This window comes from Clostridium swellfunianum, from assembly GCF_023656515.1.
GTDB classification, from domain to species: Bacteria; Bacillota; Clostridia; order Clostridiales; family Clostridiaceae; genus Clostridium_AT; species Clostridium_AT swellfunianum.
On record NZ_JAMOFV010000006.1, the window covers coordinates 3,351,617 to 3,368,695 of the forward strand.

General features: G+C 32.9%; 18 protein-coding genes. 15 read left to right on the plus strand and 3 right to left on the minus strand.

Going from position 1 to position 17,079, the window contains the following annotated elements:
- Window positions 1-282 precede the first annotated feature (282 nt).
- The 13 genes from NBE98_RS15800 (at window position 283) to NBE98_RS15860 (ending at window position 12,866) form a co-directional block, all read left to right on the plus strand.
- The gene (locus tag NBE98_RS15800) at window positions 283-1,131 is read left to right on the plus strand and encodes a hypothetical protein (RefSeq protein WP_250815978.1); all 849 of its coding nucleotides are present in this window, start codon (window positions 283-285) and stop codon (window positions 1,129-1,131) included.
- A gap of 33 nt (window positions 1,132-1,164) precedes the next feature.
- Window positions 1,165-1,947, plus strand: coding sequence for a sugar phosphate isomerase/epimerase family protein (locus NBE98_RS15805; RefSeq protein ID WP_250815979.1), 783 nt, complete (start codon window positions 1,165-1,167; stop codon window positions 1,945-1,947).
- Between the two features lie 139 nt (window positions 1,948-2,086).
- Window positions 2,087-3,379 (plus strand): trigger factor, encoded by a 1,293-nt coding sequence (gene tig / locus NBE98_RS15810; protein WP_250815980.1) that lies wholly within the window; start codon window positions 2,087-2,089, stop codon window positions 3,377-3,379.
- A gap of 77 nt (window positions 3,380-3,456) precedes the next feature.
- A complete protein-coding gene (gene clpP, locus NBE98_RS15815) occupies window positions 3,457-4,041 on the plus strand; it encodes an ATP-dependent Clp endopeptidase proteolytic subunit ClpP (protein ID WP_250815981.1) in 585 nt (194 codons plus the stop codon).
- A 17-nt stretch (window positions 4,042-4,058) separates the two neighbouring features.
- Window positions 4,059-5,351: an ATP-dependent Clp protease ATP-binding subunit ClpX gene (gene clpX / locus NBE98_RS15820; RefSeq protein WP_250815982.1), complete on the plus strand. Its 1,293-nt coding sequence runs from the start codon at window positions 4,059-4,061 to the stop codon at window positions 5,349-5,351.
- Between the two features lie 165 nt (window positions 5,352-5,516).
- A complete protein-coding gene (lonB, locus tag NBE98_RS15825) occupies window positions 5,517-7,193 on the plus strand; it encodes an ATP-dependent protease LonB (protein ID WP_250815983.1) in 1,677 nt (558 codons plus the stop codon).
- A 146-nt stretch (window positions 7,194-7,339) separates the two neighbouring features.
- Window positions 7,340-9,673, plus strand: coding sequence for an endopeptidase La (lon, locus tag NBE98_RS15830; protein WP_250815984.1), 2,334 nt, complete (start codon window positions 7,340-7,342; stop codon window positions 9,671-9,673).
- Window positions 9,663-10,253 carry a ribosome biogenesis GTP-binding protein YihA/YsxC gene (yihA, locus tag NBE98_RS15835; protein WP_250815985.1) on the plus strand — a complete coding sequence of 197 codons (591 nt, stop codon included), beginning with the start codon at window positions 9,663-9,665 and terminating at the stop codon, window positions 10,251-10,253. Before lon ends, yihA begins: the two co-directional genes overlap by 11 nt.
- Window positions 10,254-10,426: 173 nt before the next feature.
- Window positions 10,427-11,068: a CPBP family intramembrane glutamic endopeptidase gene (locus NBE98_RS15840; RefSeq protein ID WP_250815986.1), complete on the plus strand. Its 642-nt coding sequence runs from the start codon at window positions 10,427-10,429 to the stop codon at window positions 11,066-11,068.
- Window positions 11,069-11,180: 112 nt separating this feature from the next.
- On the plus strand, window positions 11,181-11,525 hold the full coding sequence (locus NBE98_RS15845) for a hypothetical protein (protein WP_250815987.1): 345 nt from the start codon (window positions 11,181-11,183) through the stop codon (window positions 11,523-11,525).
- A gap of 70 nt (window positions 11,526-11,595) precedes the next feature.
- Complete coding sequence (locus NBE98_RS15850; RefSeq protein WP_250815988.1) at window positions 11,596-11,892, plus strand: hypothetical protein; 297 nt, start codon at window positions 11,596-11,598, stop codon at window positions 11,890-11,892.
- Between the two features lie 90 nt (window positions 11,893-11,982).
- A complete protein-coding gene (locus tag NBE98_RS15855; RefSeq protein WP_250815989.1) occupies window positions 11,983-12,333 on the plus strand; it encodes a hypothetical protein in 351 nt (116 codons plus the stop codon).
- Window positions 12,334-12,623: 290 nt separating this feature from the next.
- On the plus strand, window positions 12,624-12,866 hold the full coding sequence (locus NBE98_RS15860; RefSeq protein ID WP_250815990.1) for a hypothetical protein: 243 nt from the start codon (window positions 12,624-12,626) through the stop codon (window positions 12,864-12,866).
- A 47-nt stretch (window positions 12,867-12,913) separates the two neighbouring features.
- Here NBE98_RS15860 and NBE98_RS15865 read toward each other — a convergent pair whose 3' ends face one another.
- Both NBE98_RS15865 and NBE98_RS15870 read right to left on the minus strand, forming a co-directional pair.
- Window positions 12,914-13,285, minus strand: a complete 372-nt coding sequence (locus NBE98_RS15865; RefSeq protein WP_250815991.1) for a bactofilin family protein — start codon at window positions 13,283-13,285, stop codon at window positions 12,914-12,916.
- A 377-nt stretch (window positions 13,286-13,662) separates the two neighbouring features.
- Complete coding sequence (locus NBE98_RS15870) at window positions 13,663-14,610, minus strand: FG-GAP repeat domain-containing protein (protein ID WP_250815992.1); 948 nt, start codon at window positions 14,608-14,610, stop codon at window positions 13,663-13,665.
- Between the two features lie 106 nt (window positions 14,611-14,716).
- Here NBE98_RS15870 and NBE98_RS15875 point away from each other — a divergent pair, with 106 nt between their 5' ends.
- Both NBE98_RS15875 and NBE98_RS15880 read left to right on the plus strand, forming a co-directional pair.
- Entirely contained in the window at window positions 14,717-15,145 is a 429-nt protein-coding gene (locus NBE98_RS15875; protein ID WP_250815993.1) for a ferritin-like domain-containing protein, read from the plus strand.
- A gap of 47 nt (window positions 15,146-15,192) precedes the next feature.
- Entirely contained in the window at window positions 15,193-16,431 is a 1,239-nt protein-coding gene (locus NBE98_RS15880) for an ABC transporter substrate-binding protein (RefSeq protein WP_250815994.1), read from the plus strand.
- A gap of 59 nt (window positions 16,432-16,490) precedes the next feature.
- Here the strand turns inward: NBE98_RS15880 and perR are convergent, their stop codons facing one another.
- A complete protein-coding gene (perR, locus tag NBE98_RS15885; protein WP_250815995.1) occupies window positions 16,491-16,925 on the minus strand; it encodes a transcriptional regulator PerR in 435 nt (144 codons plus the stop codon).
- Window positions 16,926-17,079: the final 154 nt, after the last annotated feature.

Here is a 17,079-nt window from a genome sequence, read left to right on the forward strand (position 1 = left end):
TCCTCCTTTTACCAGGAAGCGCAAAGCAGTTATGAATTCCGATTCACGATTGAAAATTGTTCGTTAGAATCTATTAAGGACTTTAGCTTCCCTTATTATAAAAATCTTAGGTTATTATAGCTTATATATTAATATAATTCTGTGATATAAGTTACATTATTCATAAATTTTATTAATTTTTTCTTAAAGGGTTGAAAATGTAGGGAACTTTTCTTTAAAATAGATTAGTAAAGGGTATAATAGATATTAAAGAATTGATATTTCAAAAAAGGAGGGTTTATAATGGCAAGACCCAGTATTTTCAGTAAAGAATACGAAAGACATAAGAAAAGACGGAAAAAAATTATTATTTTTAGTGTTGTTTTATCATTGGCTGCAGCAGCAACCCTAGTAGCAACCATGAACATGAGAGATACATTAGCTAATAAGGCTAATTCCTATAAGAATATAAAGTTATTCTCTATTTTTCAAAAAGATAAGAAAAATGAAACTACAGCGAGCGTAGTGGAAAATAAGCCTGCAACTGAGACTAAGCCCGAAGCACCTCCACCTGAAAAACATGAAGAGGAGGAGAAAAGCTACGAGATAACCTTGAGCGATGGAAAAAAAATTAAAGCAGTTTATATACCTACAAATTCAGGAAATAAGTTCAAATATATATTGCCTTTAGATTCTCAAATAAACTTTAGTATCAATCCTTCGGGAAACGCCATGGTTATAATGGATTCAGCAGCTCAAAATATGCTTTTAGTTGATATAAATGGAAATGTTCAAGATATAACTAATCAAAAGTATACTTACTCTAATGGTGGGAGTAAAGGTGTTATAAGTAAAGAGAGCACACTTGCAAGATTAAAACAAAATAATTATGTTTGGTGCGCTTCACCAAAATTTATAGATGACGAAAATATTGCTTACCTATCACAACTTCCTCAAGCAAGAAGTTCTGTCACAACAAAATATTTTTGGCATGTCAATACAAAAAATAAAGATAAACATACTCCTAAAACAGAACTTAATGGTGAAGGTATAAAACTAGGAAATTTAACTGAAAAGGGAATAGAAGTTATTTTAGATAATGGAACAGTAAAGTATGTAAAAGTGATTGACGACGATGCCAAGATTAGTTAGTAAATAGTTTAAACTTCTAGAAAGGAAGAATTTATGAAAGTAGGATTGTCATCTGCAAGTTTTTACCCTGATATGGATACAGAGGACACAATAAAACTTATGTCAGAGCTTGGGTTTAATTCCGGGGAAATATTTTTAAATACTCCAAGTGAATATGAGGAAGAGTTTATCAAGAAGCTTTTAGAAGAAACAAATAAATATAGCTTCAAGGTGTACTCTATACATTGCTGTTCTTCTCAGTACGAACCATTTATTTTTGATAAATACAAACGAAGAAGAGAAGATATGCTAATCTATTTCAAAAAACTCTGCAAGGCAACAAGGCTTTTAGGAGCTAAGTGCTATACTTTTCACGGCATGAGACTTGAAAATTTTAATAATTTAGATAAAAAGTTTATTACTGACGTTTATGATGAACTTTCGTATATAAGTTTAGAAGAAGGAATTAAGCTTGCTCAGGAGAACGTATCCTGGTGCATGTCAAGCAATATAAACTATATTAATCTTCTAAATGAAGGCTGCAAGTACCCAGTATATTACACACTTGATATAAAGCAGGCCTATAAGGCTATTACAGAACCTGAAAAATATATAGATGCAATGGGCAAAAACATAATAAATTTTCATGTTAACGACAGAGATGATAAACATGTATGCATGCTTCCTGGTAAAGGTGTGGTAGATTATGGTAAAATTGCTTCTAAACTCAAGAGTATGGAATATGATGGAATGGCTATAATAGAAGTGTATAGAGAAAATTATACCAACTATAAAGAGTTAAGTGAAGCTGGAAGGCTTGTTTCTCAGTTCCTATAACAGAAATATTTCTTGTAAACTTTGACCTAATTGGTATATAATTATTAATACGAGAAATTATTCAATAATATTTGTAACTCAACAAAAGAATATGATATAATGTTGTGGTTAATATGCACTATTTAGGAGGAAAAGTATAATGAACGCTAAAGTGGAAAAAATACAACAGAATGTTGTTAAACTTGAAATAACTGTAGAAGCTGAAAAGTTTAACGAATCATTAAAAAAAGCATATGCAAAGAATGCAAAGAAGTTTAACATACCTGGTTTTAGAAAAGGTAAGGCTCCAATAAACATAATAAAGAAGTATTATGGAGAAGGAGTATTCTTTGAAGATGCTATAAATTTCTGCTGTGATGATACATATCCTATAGCTATAAAGGAAAATAATATAAGACCAGTAGATTATCCTTCAATAGACATTGTTCAAATTGAAGAAGGAAAAGAATTCATATACACTGCTGAAGTAGCTGTTTATCCAGAAGTTGAACTTGGAGAATACAAAGGTGTAGATGTTAAGAAGGTTGAGTACGCTGTAACTGATGAAGAAGTTGAGGCTCAATTAAAACAAATGCAGGAAAAGAATGCAAGAGTTGAAACTAAAATTGAAGGAACAGTTGAAAAGGGAAATATAGCAGTTATAGACTTTAAGGGCTATGCTGATGGAATAGCTTTTGAAGGTGGAGAAGGAAAAGACTTCTCATTAGAAATAGGTTCAGGAACTTTCATCGACACTTTTGAAGATCAACTAGTTGGAGCAGCTGTTGGAGAAAATAAAAATATAAATGTTACTTTCCCAGAACAGTATGGAAGAGAAGAGCTTAACGGGAAGCCAGCAGTATTTGAAGTTGCTGTTAAAGAAATAAAGGTTAAAGAACTTCCTGCTTTAGATGATGAATTTGCAAAGGAAGTTTCAGAGTTTGACACTTTAGATGAATTAAAAGCAGATGTAAGAAAGAAGCTTCAAGAAACTAATGATTCAAGAGCTAAAAGAGAATATGAGGAAGCTGTTATTGATGCTGTATGCGAAAACGCTAAAGTTGAAATACCACAAGTTATGATAAGCAAAGAGATAGACAACATGGTTAAGGATCTTGAAATGAGATTAAAATACCAAGGTTTAGACCTTAAAACTTATTATGAGTATACAAACAGTTCAGAAGAACAAGTTAAGGAATTCATGAAGGAAAGTGCTGAAAAGAGAGTTAAGACAGAATTAGTGCTTGAAGCTGTGGCTAAGGCTGAAAGTGTTGAAGCTACTGAAGAAGAACTACAAGCTAAGGCAACTGAACTTGCAAAGCAGTACGGAGAAAAAGATTTAGAAAAAACTGCTAAGCTTCTTTTAGACGCTCAGAAAGATTATATAAAGCTAGATGTAGTAAATGAAAAAGTTGTTAAATTATTAGTAGATAACAGTAAAACTGTTGCATAGTATAAATGGGTAGTTAGTTGCCAGATTAATTCTGGCAATTAATTTTATAGATAGTTAAATGTATAGGAGGAGATTTTATGAGTTTGGTACCTGTAGTTGTTGAACAAACTAACAGAGGTGAAAGGTCTTACGATATCTATTCTAGACTTTTGAAAGATAGAATAATAATGCTTAGTGAAGAGGTAAACGATGTTACTGCTAGTTTAATAGTTTCTCAGCTTTTGTTCCTTGAAGGCGAAGATCCAGATAAAGATATTTATCTTTACATAAATAGCCCGGGAGGTTCTATAACTGCTGGTATGGCAATATATGATACTATGCAGTATATTAAGCCAGATGTTTCTACTATATGTGTAGGGATGGCAGCTTCTATGGGAGCTTTCTTGCTCGCAGCAGGAGCTAAAGGAAAGAGATTTGCTCTGCCAAATGCAGAAATAATGATTCACCAGCCTCTAGGTGGATATCAAGGTCAGGCTACTGACATAGGAATACATGCAGAAAGAATACTTAAGATAAAAAAGAATCTAAATAAAATACTGTCAGAAAGAACAGGAAAGCCACTAGAACAGGTTGAAAAAGATACTGAAAGAGATAACTTTATGTCTTCAGAGGAAGCATTAAAATATGGCTTAATTGACGAGGTTATAACAAAAAAGAAATAACCTAGCGAGGTGAAAAGATGGCAAAAAATGATGATAAGAAACAGTTAAAATGTTCTTTTTGCGGCAAAAATCAGGATCAGGTAAGAAGGCTTATAGCTGGACCTGGAGTTTATATATGCGATGAGTGCATCGAACTTTGCTCTGAAATTATAACTGACGAGTTTGATGAGAATATTCAGGTAGATACTGGTGCATTGCCAAAGCCAATGGAAATAAAGAACTATCTGGACCAATATGTTGTAGGTCAAGATGAGGCTAAAAAAGCATTATCAGTGGCAGTTTATAATCATTACAAGAGAATTAACTCAAATGCTGATTTTGAAGATATTGAACTACAAAAGAGTAATATACTGCTTCTTGGTCCGACAGGTTCAGGAAAAACCTTGCTTGCTCAGACCTTGGCAAAACTTTTAAATGTTCCTTTTGCTATTGCAGATGCTACTACTTTAACTGAAGCAGGTTATGTTGGTGAAGACGTAGAAAACATACTTTTAAAGCTTATTCAAAACTCAGATTATGATATCGAAAGAGCTGAAAAAGGTATTATATATATAGATGAAATAGATAAAATAGCAAGAAAATCTGAAAATCCTTCTATAACTAGAGATGTTTCTGGTGAAGGGGTTCAGCAGGCGCTTTTAAAAATATTAGAAGGAACAGTTGCTTCTGTACCTCCTCAAGGCGGAAGAAAACATCCGCATCAAGAGTTTATACAGATAAATACAACAAATATTTTATTTATTTGTGGTGGAGCTTTTGATGGTGTTGAAAAAATTATAGAGAGAAGAACTAAACAAAGTGCAATGGGCTTTGGCGCAGAAGTTCAATCTAAAAAGGAAAAAGATATCGGTAAGCTTTTAAAGGATATTATGCCTGGAGATTTGCTGAAGTTTGGACTTATTCCTGAGTTTGTAGGCAGACTCCCTATAGTTGTAACCTTGGAGGCATTGGACAGAAATGCTCTTATTAGTATTTTGACTGAGCCTAAGAATGCTCTTGTTAAGCAGTATAAAAAGCTTCTTGAAATGGATAATGTGGAATTGGAATTTTCTATAGAAGCTTTGAATCATATTGCTGATGAAGCTATCAAGAGAAATACAGGAGCAAGAGGCTTAAGAGCTATCATTGAAGATATAATGAGAGATATAATGTTCGAGATACCTACTAGAGAAGAAATTGCTAAAGTAGTTGTTAACGAAGAGGCTATTACAAGCAAGAAGCCTGAATTAATAATGGCTGAAGGCGAGAAAAGAAATCCTATAAAAGTATCTAGAAAAGGTAGAAGTAAAAAAGGAATAGAATCAGCATAGAGCAGAGAAATCTGCTCTATTTTTTTAACTTATATTTAGCAAATAGTGGAATACATTACCTTGAATATGAGCATAATACAGAAGTACAATTTTCTAATAATAATTGACATGGAAGGGAGGTTACTAGTTTTACAAGATCTTTGTTTTGTTAGACTAGGTGAGATTATGACTAATTTTTTAATCTTTATTCAGCTATTTGCTACTGTAGTAATGGGGTTATATTTTTTCAACGCTTTAAAGGGTCAGCAGTCAAGCAAGGTGGTAATTGATAAGGAAAACAAAAAAGAAATGGATAAGTTAAAAAATATGAGAAGCATAAGCTTAACAGAACCACTAACTGAAAGGAGCAGACCAGCAACCTTTGATGAGATAATTGGTCAGGAGAAGGGTATTAAGGCGCTGCAGGCAGCTTTATGCGGGCCAAATCCTCAGCATGTCATAATATATGGTCCCCCAGGGGTTGGAAAAACAGCTGCTGCAAGATTAGTACTTGAGGATGCTAAAAAAAGGGCATATTCTCCTTTTAAACTTAATGCAAAATTTGTTGAGATAGATGCTACAACAGTTAGATTTGATGACAGGGGAATAGCAGATCCATTGATTGGATCAGTTCACGACCCAATATATCAAGGTGCAGGACCTTTAGGAATAGCAGGTGTTCCTCAACCAAAGCCAGGAGCTGTAACAAAGGCACATGGAGGAATATTGTTTATTGATGAAATAGGCGAACTTCATCCAATAGAGATGAATAAACTTTTAAAGGTGCTAGAAGATAGAAAAGTATTTCTAGACAGTGCATATTATAACTCGGAAGATTCCAATATGCCTACTTACATAAAAGACATTTTTGATAATGGACTCCCGGCAGATTTTAGACTTATTGGTGCAACTACAAGAAGCCCGGAAGAGATTATTCCAGCAATAAGATCAAGATGCGTTGAGATATTTTTTAGAGCGCTTCTTCCTGAAGAAATAGAAAGAATAGCTCAAAATTCTGTTGATAAAATAGGCTTGAAGATTCAGGAAAAAGCTAGGGTACTTGTTGGAAGATACGCTACTAATGGAAGAGATGCGATAAATCTAATCCAACTAGCTTGTGGTATAGCGATAAATGATGATAGAGAAGAAATAACTGTTGATGACGTGGAGTGGGTTATAGAAAACGGACAGTACACTCCTAGACCTGATAATAAGGTTAATGATAAGCCTCAGATAGGCTTTGTTAATGGTCTTGCAGTATATGGAGCAAATATGGGGGCTGTGATGGAAATTGAAGCTAGTGCGAAAAAGAGTAAATTCCGAAAAGGACAATTAAAGATAACTGGTATTGTTGAGGAAGAGGAAATAAGCAGCTTTAACAGGAAAATAGTTAGGAAAAGTATGGCTAGGTGTTCCGTTGAGAATGTCATAACTGTTTTGGATAAAGTATTCAATATAGGTTGTGATAAGTATGATATTCACGTCAATTTCCCAGGAGGTTCTCCAGTAGATGGGCCTTCAGCAGGAATAAGCATAACAACGGCAATATACAGTGCCATTTTTGGAATTGTAATAGATAATGAAGTGGCTATGACAGGGGAAATCTCTTTGTATGGAAACGTTAAGCCTATAGGGGGAGTTAATGCCAAAATTGCTGCAGCAATAAAAGCTGGAGCAAAGAAAATAATAATACCTAAAGAAAATTGGCAGGATAGTTTTGCTGCTATAGAAGGTGCCAAGGTTATTGCTGTCAACCATATCAAAGAAGTGCTAGATATAGCTTTGCTGAAAGAGGAAAGTGTAAATTCTACAGTAACTATAGACGGAAGTAATACAATCCTTTCAGCTAAATCCCTCAATTAATAAAAAGTTAATATAGAAGCTGGTCAAAATTAATTATAATAATTGAAAATCAGCTATTTTATGGTTATAATATATAAGTCTAGCCAAGTGTTTTCTGCATATTAAGCACTTGGCTGTAAAATATTATATGAAATGAGGGGAGAAAAATGGAAAAACAGCTGAAGATTCTTCCTCTGATTCCCTTAAGAGGTATCACGATATTTCCTTATATGGTCATGCATTTTGATGTTGGCAGAGAAAAATCTATTTTAGCATTGGAAGATGCAATGCTAAATAGTCAGGAAATTTTTTTAGTTGCTCAAAAGGACGCTAAGGTTGAGGAACCTAGTGAGGATGACATATATACTATAGGTACTGTTTGTACCATTAAGCAAATATTGAAGCTTCCTGGAAACACTGTACGAGTGTTAGTTGAAGGAATAAATAGAGCAGAGTTGGCAAATGTTACACAACAGGAGCCGTTCTTTAAAGCGGAAATCAATATTCTTGAAGAGGCTGAGTGTGCGGAAGATAATAAATGTGAAGCCTTGATGCGTGCGGTGAAGAAAGCCTTCGATGAATATATTTCGCTTTCAGGAAATATGCCTAACGAACTTTTAATATCAACAGATGATCTGGAAAGCCCAGGAAGATTGGCAGATGTCATAAGTTCTTTTCTGATGCTTAAAGGTGAAACAAAGCAGGAATTATTAGAAGCTCATGATGCTAAGGATAGACTAGAAAAGCTTACAGTAGTTTTAAGAAATGAAATAGATATTCTAAAAATTGAAAGAAAAATTGGCGTTAAAGTTAAAAGTAAAATTGATAAAGTTCAAAAAGAATATTATTTAAGAGAGCAGCTTAAAGCTATTCAAGAAGAGTTAGGCGAAGAAGATGAGGACAAGAAGGAAATTACAAGATATAAGAATAAGATAAATAAGGCTAAACTTCCTAAGCCAGTTAAAGAAAAGGCTTTATATGAGCTTGACAGGCTAAAAAATAGTGGTTCTTACTCATCTGAAGGAGGCGTTATTCGAACTTACCTTGATTGGATAATAGAGCTCCCTTGGAATAACTTAACTGAGGATAATTTAGACATTAAAAGAGCTAGAGAAGTGTTTGAAAGAGAACACTATGGCTTAGAAGATGTTAAGGATAGAATAATTGAGTATTTAGCAGTTAGAAAGATGAGCAACTCCTTGAAGGGCCCTATAATTTGCCTTGTAGGACCTCCAGGAGTAGGTAAGACGTCTATTGCACGTTCCATTGCAAATGCATTAAATAGGAATTTTGTAAGGATGTCTTTAGGCGGTGTAAGGGACGAGGCTGAAATAAGAGGTCATAGAAAGACTTATGTTGGTGCAATACCCGGAAGAGTTATATATGGAATGAAGCAAGCTAAGTCTAAAAATCCTTTATTTCTTTTAGACGAAATAGATAAGATGAGTAATGATTTTAGGGGAGACCCAGCTGACGCATTGCTTGAAGTTTTAGATGCTGAACAAAATAGTACCTTTAGAGATCACTACCTTGAACTTGATTTTGATTTATCACAGGTATTATTTATAACTACTGCAAATAGCTTGGAAACTATTCCTAGACCACTTCTTGATAGAATGGAAGTGATAGAGGTATCTGGGTACACTTATGAAGAAAAGTTCCATATTGCAAAAGACCACTTGATTCCAAAGCAGCTTAAGGAACACAATATTGAAGAGAATAAAATAACTTTTGCTGACAGCGCAATTTATAATGTAATAGAAAACTATACTAGAGAATCTGGAGTAAGAAGTCTTGAAAGAAAGTTAGGGGCAGTTTTAAGGAAAACTATTGCAGAGATGCTGGAAAAAGATAAAGAAAATGCGCATATAACAGCAAGCCATGTTAAGAAGTATTTGGGACCTGCTATATTTACTTATGATAAAATAGACAAAGAAGATAAAATCGGTGTAGTTATGGGAATGGCTTGGACTGGATATGGTGGAGATACTTTGCCTGTAGAGGTTACAGTTATGCAGGGAGATGGAAAACTTGAGCTTACTGGACAATTAGGTGATGTTATGAAAGAATCTGCAAGGGCAGGTTATAGTTATGTTAGGGCCAATGCTGAGAAGTATGGAATAAACCCAGAGTTCCGCAAGGATAAGGATGTGCATATTCATGTTCCAGAAGGTGCAGTTCCTAAAGATGGGCCATCTGCTGGAGTAACCATAATTACTGGATTAGTATCAGCCTTAAGTTCTAAAAAGGTTAAACATAATGTTGCTATGACAGGTGAAATAACACTAACGGGAAGGGTGCTTCCTATAGGTGGTTTGAAAGAAAAATGCCTTGCGGCCTATAGAGCAGGTATTGATACAGTTATTATTCCTAAGGACAATGAAAAAGATATGCTGAAGATTCCTAAGAGCATTAAGAGCAAGTTAACTTTTGTGTTAGCTGATAAAATAGATGATGTGCTTCAAAATGCACTAGCAAGTGAGGATTATAATGGAAATTAAACAATCAGAATTTATTACCTCTGCTGTAACGCCTAATCAGTATCCAGAGGAAAATAGAGTTGAAATAGCTTTTGTTGGTAGATCTAATGTTGGTAAATCTTCTATAATTAACAGTCTTACAAATAGAAGGGGTCTTGCTAAGGTTAGTTCTACACCAGGTAAGACAAGGCTTATAAATTTTTTCCTTATTAATAATATATTTCACTTGGTAGATTTACCTGGCTATGGTTATGCAAAAGTTTCAAAGGTTGAAAAGCAAAGTTGGGGAAAGATAATTGAAAGTTATCTTTTAAACAGACCTCAGCTTAGGAAAGTTGTGCTTTTAGTAGATAGCCGTCATAAACCTTCCGAAGATGACATATTAATGTATAAATGGATTAAGCATTATGGTCATAATACCTTGATAGTAGCCACGAAGAAGGATAAGCTTAAAAAGAGTGAAATTCCGAAAAGTGAAAAGCTTATTAGGGAAACTTTAGAACTCTCTAAAGACGAAAAGGTCATGTTTTTCTCTTCGTTAAACAAGGAAGGAAGAGAAGAACTCTTAGATGAACTTTTCAAGGAGTTGGAGCAAGAGTAATAGGAGCATTTCTAATCCATTAACTTTCACGGATTGGAAATGCTTTATTTTAATTGTTGAAGAGGGATAAGATGGTTAGATATTTGCAAAATTTTTTAATTTATATATTTTTATATATACCACCCTTAATATTCTTTATTAGATGTTGTATTAAAAGACGAGTGAATAAGCTCTTGCTTTTTGGGGTAGGTATCTTATACTTAACCCTAGCAATGTTTTCTCAAAACTTTTTACCATTTATATTAGTGCTTATGAATATAAGATTTATTAAATCAGAAGATAATGGAATAATTACTGATGGATACGAAAATTACTTTAATTCCAGTAAAGATTATATTAGATATAATTTTAATATAAAAAATTTTAAGTTTTTAAATGGAATTGCTTATGGAGCATTAACTTATTCATCAACAATTGTTGCAAACATTATCATTGTTATGGTGCTTCAAGCGTATAATATCAACCTTAATGAACAGGAAATTGTTAGAGAGCTTTCTAAGGGTTCACTAAATCAATTATTATATATGTTTCCTATGATGGTTTTGTTTGCGCCAATAGTTGAAGAATTTACCTTTAGATGGTTGTTGTTTGAAAAAATATTAAGACCTAGAATAGGAATATATATGGCGGCTTTTATATCTAGCATTATGTTTTCTTTAATACATTTCAATTTAAGATCTTTTCCTGTAATAATGCTTATAGGAATTATTAATTGCTATTTCATAGATAAAAAGGGTTATTGGTATGCAGTTTTTAATCATCTAGTATTCAATTCTGTTACTGCTGTAATAATGCTCTTACAAAAAATAAGCTGAACTTTAAATTTATAAAGTTCAGCTTATTTTTTTGTGTCAAAAAGTCTTTCTCGGAATAGTATATATTAGAAAACAAAAGACAGAAAATCTTCTGGAAAGGAGGAGTGGTAGGGTGAACAGTGCATCAAGAGAACTCGCAGTAACCACATACACCAATCCTATAGGCCCAGTTGGTGGATGGGGAAGAGGCAATAACAATATCATCATATGGGTGGTATTAATAATAATCTTCCTTGGCTTTACTGGGAATGACTTCGGATTTGGCGGATGTGGCGGCGGATGTGGTAGCCATAAGAAACATCATCATAAGAGAGGTAGAAATAATAACTTCTTTGGTGATAATGGATGGTTCATATTAATCATATTCGCTATATTTTTCCTATTTAACGACGGAGGAGGAGCAAACACAAACATTATAAATGTTGATACAGATGCAGAAGATGCAGCAACTTGTTAGTTAACGAAGGCTGGAAAATAAATAGCCTGGGCTGAGAGGAAGCCCTTAATGAAAAGGAGGATATAAATTTATGAGTAAAAAGTGTTGTAAAGAAAATTATTGCGAGAACAAAGGTACATTCTTAGGATTAGGAAACTGCTGCTGTGATTTCCCAACTTTAATAATATTAATACTGATAATACTTCAGTTTAATAAAAAAGGAAATTGGGGATTTTCTGCTCCAGTAGCTCAAGCTGTTGATGAATGTGGAAATTCTGCTCCAGTAGCTCCAGGTAACTTCTTTGGAGGCCACAATTTAATCGACAACAGCATTCTGTTCATAATTGCACTGTATTTCCTTTCCTGCTGCAATCCTTGCAGAAAATAGACTTTAATTGGAGGGCTGATTATAGCCCTCCTTATCATAACATAAAAATAACTGCTTAATTAAGGAAAGGAATTCAGGGGAGGTGAATTTATGGGAAAGCATAATAGAAAACATAACAGGAATAAAGAGGACAATAATCAAGGAAATAATAATTTAAATAATTTTGATATGGGACAGGTGGGGAATTTATTAAACATGGATCCTAGCCAACTGTCAGGTATGCTCAATAATATAGATATGAATCAAATCTCTTCTATGCTTCAAGGAATGGGTGGAGGTGGTTCAGCTTCAAAAGGTGGAGAGTCTAATATGACTCAAGGTAATTATGATAAAAGAATGGAGCTTTTAAACGCAATGAAACCACTAGTTGATGCTGAAAAGTCTCAGCTTATTGACTCGATAATCCAAATATATAATATAAGCAGGATTATGAAAAAATAGGCAATACTATACTCAATATTTTGCGCATAGATTATATTCATAAACTAAAAATTAGATGTATACTTAAAATAAAATTTATAAAAAACTGAGGAGCCTAATAGCACAAAAAATTTTACAACAGAATATTATGTAGTATAAACGAATGAAATACAAAGCCCAAAAGAAACAGCAAATCCATATATCCCAAGATACAAGAGAATTAAGCTGTTTCAATAAACTTTCATCGTTTAAAAAACAAAAGTTTAAGAATAGATTACGCTAAACCATTGCCCAAGAAAGGGGGGTTTCATATGAGTAGAAAGCACAGACACGGGTATTGTTATGATGAAAAAGGTCTCAGCAATTGCTGCTGCAGTTTCCCAACTCTAGTAATTCTTATCCTTATAATCCTTCAGTTCAACAGACACGGCTTATACGGTGCAAACAATGCTGACGGAGTTGGAAATCTGGGATACTTTGGAACAGTAGATAACAGCATATTATTCATCATAGCTCTATTCTATCTTTCCTGCTGCAACCCATGCAAAAGATAGTGTAATATAAACCGAAAAGGAGAACCTGAAAAAGGTTCTCCTTATTTTTACTCAAGTACTTCGGAGGCATTTTTAGTTGTAATCATGGTACATTTACCATCGAAGGAGCCTCCCTCTTTTATTATTAGGTTTTTAACTGTAATGTCACCTGAAATTCTCCCACTTGATTCTATGGTTAACGAATTGTCACAAATAACATTACCCTCTACTTTTCCATTTATAAAAGCACTTTTGCAACTTATATTACTTCTGCATGAAGAGTTTTTACCCAATACAATCTCATCTTGCCAAAGTATATCACCATCAACAGTGCCATCTATTTTTATCAAGCCTTCACCTGAGAGCGAGCCATTAATTAAACATTTCTCTCCTATTAATGTTTCAATCTTGTTCAGATTTTTTTCTTTTTCATTAAACATATGTACCCCCCATTTTTAGCAAGTATTTTCAAAGCTATTATATTACTTGAAACTTACTTATATTCCATAACTTGAAGGTTAAACTGTGGCGTATGAATATTAAAGTAGCCGTAAAGGTTTTGCCCATCTGCACAAAAAATATTTGAATAAAGCTGGATTTATGATAATTAATAATATTTATAAAAAATATGATAAAAAATTAGAAAAATGTGTTTTTATATGAATAAAATATCTTCAATTGGTCAATATTAATAATGTAAATTGGAGATAAAATCTCCAAAGCATATAATGAAAGCATCACACTTTCATTTAATGCTAGAACCCCCCATCCCCCTTGGGACCGCTAACCACGGTCCCTTTTGTTTTTAAAATTTTTATTAATCTAGGGTTATAGAATAAATTTTAAAATAATTATTTTCCTCTGCTTTCCCATTAGGCTTTAGTAAAACATTTAAAGAATAATTCTTAATTTTATCTTTATTTAAATTAGATATTCCTTTAAAGTTTAAAGTCCATGTAATTTCTGAGGTATCACCATTTTTATCGGATTTGCTATCTCTGAATATACAGTTTTGGAATGCATAGGTATTATTTTCTCCTGCAATTTTTCCAATGACAGAAATATCTTGTCCGCTTAAACCAGGATAAAAGATATTAGCCGGTTTATTTGGTTCACTTCCAGGAAGAGCTTCTATGTATTTGATAAAGGAAAAAATGCTGTCTTTACCCATGTAATTATCCTTATAGTTGAATACAACATTCTCAAGCTTACTTACATCATGCATATACATGAAAGTCGAGAGCTCGATTTTGTTTGAAGTTAGCTTTCCAGTCATAAATCTAGGAGTTTTATTGTTTGTGCAGTCAGAGAAACCAATAATGCTGTTTGAAGCACAAAATATATCTTTAAACTTTCCTTCACTCCACATGAATACATGCTGTAATGGAGTTTCCTTTTGTGATGCTTGTACGAAAATTTCAGGCGTTTTGTCCCTTGTGATGTCCATTAATGTAACTTTCAATGGATTGCTAACATCATATATACCAACTGTGGGCAGTTTTTTGTCCGGCTCCAAAAGCAAGCTTTTTTCTCCTGTGTTTACTTCCATGTAGTACTTGTCCTTTTCTGTTTTAATATAAAGGATATCCTTTTTTCCATCCCCAGTTAAGTCGCTTTGGAGAAGTTTGTTATTATCCACCAAAGTGTTAAAGGTCGGTGAGGATTTTCTTGTCAGTAGAAGAATAAGTGAAAGGATTAAAATAATGGTAACTAAAACAGAATAGTAAATATGTTTTTTCTTTAGAAATATTACCCTAAATTTCATATAAATCACCTCCATTTAATTATATGAAGGAATTATATATTTAATTAATTTACACAAAATAAAATTAGAGATTTTATAAATATTTTATAAGGGAGGATAATTATTTATGAATAATGATGAGATGTTTTTAACAAAAATGCTAAGAGGAGAGAATATGGGGATAAATTTATATGAAAAATATATAAGCAAGCTTCCCAAGGGGCAGTATAAGAGAGAAATAGAAAAATTTAGACAAGAACACATAAGACATAAAAGCAGACTTGAAAATATAATGTCCTCTAGAGACATAGAAGTAAGCAGTGAAATAGGTTTACAAGGGAAAATGACTGAAGTTATGACAGCTGCAAGATTAATTTTTAAGAATAATCCTAAGTCTATACTTAAAGAAATTCGCAAGGGTGAGTTTATGGCTGCAAAATATAGCAAGGAATATCTTTCAGAGTTCAGTGAAAGCTTAAAACCAGATATAGAAAAGATAATTAAGGAAGATAGTGAACGGATATCAAGGCTGGATAAAATTATAGAAACGTTGTAAACCTAAACTATTAGAATATTATATGTTTATTGAAGGGAGGGTGAGAAGTGAAAACTAAAAAAATTTTAGCAGTAATGATAAGCTTATTTATTTGTATAACCCTTTCAGCCTGCAAGAATAAGAGTAAAAACTCAGAGGAGAGCAAAGATAAAAATCTAAACATTTATGTTGATATTAAAGATAAAAATTCCTTAAACATAATTAAGTATTTAACGGAAGAATACAAAAAGGAAAATCCTCAATTTAAAATAAAGGTTAATGATGTTTTAGGTGGAGGAAATAATGTATTTGAAGATATAAGCAAGGGCACTGAGGCAGATTTAATCTTTACTTCTAGAAACACAATGATGGAGCTTGCTCAAAAAGGTCTTATTGCAGATATGGCTCAGCAATATGAAAGAAATAAGATAGGAGATAAATTTCATAAAATAGTGTCATCTTATGGAAGAGTAGGAGAAAAGTACTACGGCATAGGTATAATGCCATATACAATGGAAGTTTTTTATAATAGTGAGGCCTTAAGCAAGCTTGGTATAGCAGCTCCTACAAACATCAAAGAAATGGCAGTGGTAATAAAAAAACTATCAAGCAGTAACATAAGAATCCCTGTGGTGCTTCCAGAGGACTTAGACATAAATACTGCGCTATCTGCAATTGTTGCTAGTAATACCGTAAAGCTTTCACAGTTGGATGCAGCTTATAATAATAAAGAGGCATATAAGAATATTAAGGATATGCAGAGAATATTTGATGATATAAATACTATAGTAAAGGAAACTCAATTAAATAAAAATATTTTTGAGCTTGGCAATGATTCTACTATAAATGCACTTGCAAATGGGACAATTCCAATATTAATTAGTACTTCTTACTACAGTGAAACTTTAAGTAATGGAAAAGTAAATTTGGTAGAAAACTATACAATAACACCTAATAAGACAGGAAATGTTCCAATAATAATGAATAGCATTCTTTGCGTTCCTACAAATGGTAAGAATCAAGAAGCAGCAGGAAAGTTTATAAAATTTGTTATTAGCGATGATACTCAAGAGAAATTAACAAAAAAAGGATACGTTACAGGCAACAAAAAAAGTGATGAAAAACTTTCTGGTCTGGGAGCAAGTATATCGAAGCATCTTATGGGGGCAGGAGACGACAACATAGTATACGTTTATAGCCTTCCTCAAAAATATCAAGGTGTAATATCTAGCAAAATAGATGCTATATTAAGTGGTAAGTATAGTGGAAAAGAGTGGCATGAAATTGTGGATGAAGCCAGTAAATAAAAGAAAGGATATGTTAAAACCAAACTGAGGTTTAACATATCCTTTTATATTTACTAGATTTAATCTTCATGAAGGTTATCAATATTGTTTTTACATTCTTTACATAAACCATAGAAGTAAACTTGATTTGTCATAACTTCATAGTCAGTATGATCTTTGATAGAATCATTCAAATCAGATAAACAAAATCCTTCAATGTCATCTACCTTTCCGCAGCTAAGACACTGTATATGAGAGTGAGGACACACTTTACCATCATATCTAAAGTTTCCTTCACCTACATTTAGTTCTTGGACTAAATCTACTTCTACTAGAGTTTTAAGTGCTTTATAAACTGTAGCAAGACTCATAGTTGGATAATCTGGCTGAAGAGCTTTATATATAACCTCTGCAGAAGGATGTTCGTTTGTTGATTTTAAATATTTGTACACTGCTATACGTTGAGGGGTAAGTTTAAGTTTTTTGTCTTTAAAAACTTCAGATAAGTTATTCATATGCACCATCCTTGTTATATAATTGATTATATTATATAATAAAAATTATTTATTGTCAAAGAAAACCTATTCAATAAATAAACACTTTATTAACTAGTAAAATTTTAATAATACATTTGTGTTCTATAGTCATATTATATTAATAATAAAGTTT

What these genes read in the sequence shown, in the direction of transcription:
- NBE98_RS15800 (WP_250815978.1), top strand. Translation starts at nt 283, where the DNA reads ATGGCAAGACCCAGTATTTTCAGTAAAGAATACGAAAGACATAAGAAA.
- NBE98_RS15805 (WP_250815979.1), top strand. Translation starts at nt 1,165, where the DNA reads ATGAAAGTAGGATTGTCATCTGCAAGTTTTTACCCTGATATGGATACA.
- tig (WP_250815980.1), top strand. Translation starts at nt 2,087, where the DNA reads ATGAACGCTAAAGTGGAAAAAATACAACAGAATGTTGTTAAACTTGAA.
- clpP (WP_250815981.1), top strand. Translation starts at nt 3,457, where the DNA reads ATGAGTTTGGTACCTGTAGTTGTTGAACAAACTAACAGAGGTGAAAGG.
- clpX (WP_250815982.1), top strand. Translation starts at nt 4,059, where the DNA reads ATGGCAAAAAATGATGATAAGAAACAGTTAAAATGTTCTTTTTGCGGC.
- lonB (WP_250815983.1), top strand. Translation starts at nt 5,517, where the DNA reads ATGACTAATTTTTTAATCTTTATTCAGCTATTTGCTACTGTAGTAATG.
- lon (WP_250815984.1), top strand. Translation starts at nt 7,340, where the DNA reads ATGGAAAAACAGCTGAAGATTCTTCCTCTGATTCCCTTAAGAGGTATC.
- yihA (WP_250815985.1), top strand. Translation starts at nt 9,663, where the DNA reads ATGGAAATTAAACAATCAGAATTTATTACCTCTGCTGTAACGCCTAAT.
- NBE98_RS15850 (WP_250815988.1), top strand. Translation starts at nt 11,596, where the DNA reads ATGAGTAAAAAGTGTTGTAAAGAAAATTATTGCGAGAACAAAGGTACA.
- NBE98_RS15855 (WP_250815989.1), top strand. Translation starts at nt 11,983, where the DNA reads ATGGGAAAGCATAATAGAAAACATAACAGGAATAAAGAGGACAATAAT.
- NBE98_RS15860 (WP_250815990.1), top strand. Translation starts at nt 12,624, where the DNA reads ATGAGTAGAAAGCACAGACACGGGTATTGTTATGATGAAAAAGGTCTC.
- NBE98_RS15865 (WP_250815991.1), bottom strand. Translation starts at nt 13,285, where the DNA reads ATGTTTAATGAAAAAGAAAAAAATCTGAACAAGATTGAAACATTAATA.
- NBE98_RS15870 (WP_250815992.1), bottom strand. Translation starts at nt 14,610, where the DNA reads ATGAAATTTAGGGTAATATTTCTAAAGAAAAAACATATTTACTATTCT.
- NBE98_RS15875 (WP_250815993.1), top strand. Translation starts at nt 14,717, where the DNA reads ATGAATAATGATGAGATGTTTTTAACAAAAATGCTAAGAGGAGAGAAT.
- perR (WP_250815995.1), bottom strand. Translation starts at nt 16,925, where the DNA reads ATGAATAACTTATCTGAAGTTTTTAAAGACAAAAAACTTAAACTTACC.